The sequence below is a fragment of the Amycolatopsis tucumanensis genome (assembly GCF_021654135.1).
Taxonomy (GTDB): Bacteria; Actinomycetota; Actinomycetes; order Mycobacteriales; family Pseudonocardiaceae; genus Amycolatopsis_E; species Amycolatopsis_E tucumanensis.
This window is the reverse complement of the sequence record NZ_JAKGSD010000124.1, coordinates 1-3,096: the sequence shown is the minus strand read 5'-3', so window position 1 is coordinate 3,096 and position 3,096 is coordinate 1. Positions and strand designations below refer to the sequence as shown.

The window sequence follows — 3,096 nt, the reverse complement described above, 5'->3', positions numbered from 1 at the left end:
CCGTGGACGTCTCGTCGGCCGCCCGATGCCCCGTTGCCTCAGCACCGCGGCGGCCACTGGGCGTCTCGTCGGCTGCCCGGTGACCCGTCGCTTCGGCGCTGCGGCGGCCCGAGATCGCGGCGGCGGAACGGTACCCGCTCGACTCGGCCGAGCGGCGTCCGGCGACGGCGGCGCTCGCGCTCGATCGGCGTGCCGGGGCTTCCGCCTCCTCCGTCACCGAAAGCCGCGGCAGCGCCTCGGCCTCCGGGGCCCGCTCCGAGCCTCGACGGCCGTCAGCCTCCGTCCGCAGGCTCACCGGCACGTCGGCGTCCGACCGCAACCCGGGCGGCGCCTCGTCGGCGTCCGGCACCCGCGGCGCCTCGTCGGGGCGGCGACGACGGCCGGCGGGGGCCTCGTCCTCCTCCGCGCGGCGCCGACGGCCACCCGGCCTGCCCTGCTGCGCCAGCCGCCGGACCTCGACCGGCAACGTCTCGTTGACCACGGGGTGGTCCTCGGGCACCACCGGCGACGCCTCCGGCTGCACGGGCCGCGTCACGCGGGTCGGGAACGCCGCCGACAGGTCGGTCGCCGAGCGCTCGGCCCGCGGCGTCCAGTCCGGGTCGACGGGCTTGGCGACCTGCGTCGGCTGCTCCACCCGCTGCGGTTCACGCTTCACCGGCGTCGTCGCGGCGGGCGGACGTACCCGGTCAGGACGGCTCGGCGCGGGGCGGCTCGGTTCGACGGGACGGGCCTGCGGGCGTTCCGGCTTCTTCGCCGCCGGCTGCACGCGCGTGCGGTCGGGGTCGACGGGCTCGGCGTTCGCGACCCGGCGGACGGGGAGGTCCATCGACACCTCGGGCCGCCGCGGCTCCGGTGCGCTCGGGCGGCCGCCCGCGCGCACCGGCTCCTTCTCCCGCACCCGCTCGATGAACTCGGTCGGCCGGTCGGTGATCTCCCGCTTCTTCGCCGCGGTGATCTGCGGGGGCTGGCTCGGGCCGGACTCGACGACCCGCTGTTCCTCGCGCAGCGCGCGCATCCGGGTCGCCTGCGCGGTCAGCGCGACGCGCTCCAGCAGCACCTCGCCGCCGAACAGGCTCTGCAGGTTGTCCCGCAGGGAAGCGATTTCCGTGCGCAGCGCGTCCAGTTCGCTGCGGGACTCGGACTCGACCCGTTGCCGCGTCTCGGCTTCGACCTCCAGCTCGAACTCGCGCCGCGCTGCGATCTCGCGTTCGAGCTCCAGCTCGTAGACCTCCTGCGCCTGCGCGACGGCCTCTTCGGTGTTCGTCGCCTGGCGGCGGTAGCGCACGGCGAGGAACGCGCCGATCAGGGCCGCCCACAACGCGGCGACGATCCCCAACCGCAGGTAGCGGATGTCGTCGGCGACCACCAGCGGAATCGTGGCGCCGACCGCGAGGACCAGGCCGATGAGAAACCACGGCCTGCCCACGACGCGGCCGCGCGTCTCGTCACCCTCGCCAGTCATGACCAACACCGTACCCGCTAGTTATGCGTCTGAGACCTAGTTGGTACTTCGAGCGGTCGGTTCTCAGCGTTAACCGGTCGGGTGATGATCGGGATCACTTTCGTCGTCTTCGGGCGTGCGGCAGCAGTGCTCGAGCCAGAGCGCCGCGGCGATCAACGCGACCGCGCACACGGCCCCGATCGCGACGCTGCGGAGGTCGCTCGACGCCGCGGCCAGCTCCGACGCCCGCGGGATCAACGCGCCGGCGATCCCAGCCCACGCGCCGAGCATGATCGCGCCGAGCAGTGAGGAAGCCTTCGCGAGCGCGACGGTGCGCGCCGCCGAGACCGCGTTGACGAGCCGACCGGACCGGACCCGCGACCGCATCACGAAGGCCAGTGCGACGTCGATCACCGCGAGCACGAACAGCGTGAGGCCGACCGGGCGCGGCACGCGGGGCAGGTCGCCGTAGGCGAACCTGAACAGCAGGTACGCGGCGACGAGCCCGACCAGCCCGGCGATCACCAGCTCTCGGGGCCGGGTGAAGTGCATACGGCCACGGTACCCAGGTGATCGTGGCACAGTTGACTCTCCACCGGCTGGAGGGTTGAGCATGGGACGCGCGGACGGGACGTTCACCATCGGCGAGTTGAGCCGTCGGACCGGGTTGCCGGTCAAGACCATCCGGTTCTACTCCGACGAGGGGCTGCTCCCGCCCGCCGACCGCACCAGTTCCGGCTACCGGCTCTACGACGTGACGGCGATGGCCCGGCTCGAACTGATCAAGACGCTGCGCGAACTCGGCCTCGGGCTGACCGATGTGTCCGCGGTGCTCGCGCGGGAGACGAGCGTCCCCCGCCTCGCCCGGCGGCACATCGACGCGCTGGACGAGCAGATCCGCAGGCTGCGGTTGCGGCGCGCGGTTCTGCGTGCGGTCGTGAAACGCGAATCCGAGCTGGAGGAAGTGAAGCTGATGAACAGGCTGGCGGCGATGTCCGACGAAGAGCGGGCCCGCCTGCTCGACGAGTTCTGGCAGGAGGTGACCGAGGGCTTGCCGGTCGACGCGGAGTTCTACGAGCGGATGCGCTCGGCGAAACCGGAGCTGCCCGACGACCCGTCACCCGAGCAGCTGGAGGCGTGGATCGAGTTCGCCGAGCTCATCCAGGACCCCGAGTTCCGCGCGGTGACCCGGCGGATGAGCGAACGGCACGCCGAGGACCTGCGGGCGGGCCAGGCGACCGTGCCGGCGCAGGAGGATTGGATCGGCTGGAGCGAGCGGGCGCAGAAGGCGCTGGACGCCGGGCTGGCCCCGGATTCACCGGAGGGACGCGAACTGGCCGACGACATCGCGCGGACGTGGGCGCCGGAGGGGCAGGACCCCGCGGACCCGGCGTTCCGCGCCTCGGTGGCCGACCGGATCGCCGTCGGGACCGACCACAGGGCCGAACGGTACTGGCAGCTGATGGCGATCATGAACGGGTGGCCGGAGGTGCCGACGCGCGTGCCGGCGGTGGAGTGGCTGACGGCCGCTTTGCGGGGCTGATCGCCGAGGTTGCCTCCCGCCCCGCAACAGGGAGCCAGCAACGAAAGCGAGCCGACCACCCCAACCAGACCTCCCCCGCCCCCGATCCACAGCCGATCTTTGGTCGCCGATC

3 protein-coding genes are annotated in these 3,096 nt (G+C 73.0%); 1 reads left to right on the top strand and 2 read right to left on the bottom strand.

What is annotated here, in order from left to right:
- Together L2C96_RS44070 and L2C96_RS44065 are read right to left on the bottom strand one after the other, a co-directional pair.
- Nucleotides 1-1,462 (bottom strand): DUF6779 domain-containing protein (locus L2C96_RS44070; RefSeq protein WP_372491329.1); only part of this gene is annotated, 1,462 nt, incomplete at its 3' end.
- A 69-nt stretch (nucleotides 1,463-1,531) separates the two neighbouring features.
- On the bottom strand, nucleotides 1,532-1,993 hold the full coding sequence (locus L2C96_RS44065) for a DUF3180 domain-containing protein (protein WP_020422640.1): 462 nt from the start codon (nucleotides 1,991-1,993) through the stop codon (nucleotides 1,532-1,534).
- A 61-nt stretch (nucleotides 1,994-2,054) separates the two neighbouring features.
- Between L2C96_RS44065 and L2C96_RS44060 the strand changes: the two genes are divergently transcribed.
- Entirely contained in the window at nucleotides 2,055-2,984 is a 930-nt protein-coding gene (locus L2C96_RS44060) for a helix-turn-helix domain-containing protein (RefSeq protein ID WP_020422641.1), read from the top strand.
- Nucleotides 2,985-3,096 lie beyond the last annotated feature (112 nt).

Excerpts from the sequence above, each read along its gene's own strand:
- L2C96_RS44065 (WP_020422640.1), bottom strand. The coding sequence starts at position 1,993 with ATGCACTTCACCCGGCCCCGAGAGCTGGTGATCGCCGGGCTGGTCGGG.
- L2C96_RS44060 (WP_020422641.1), top strand. The coding sequence starts at position 2,055 with ATGGGACGCGCGGACGGGACGTTCACCATCGGCGAGTTGAGCCGTCGG.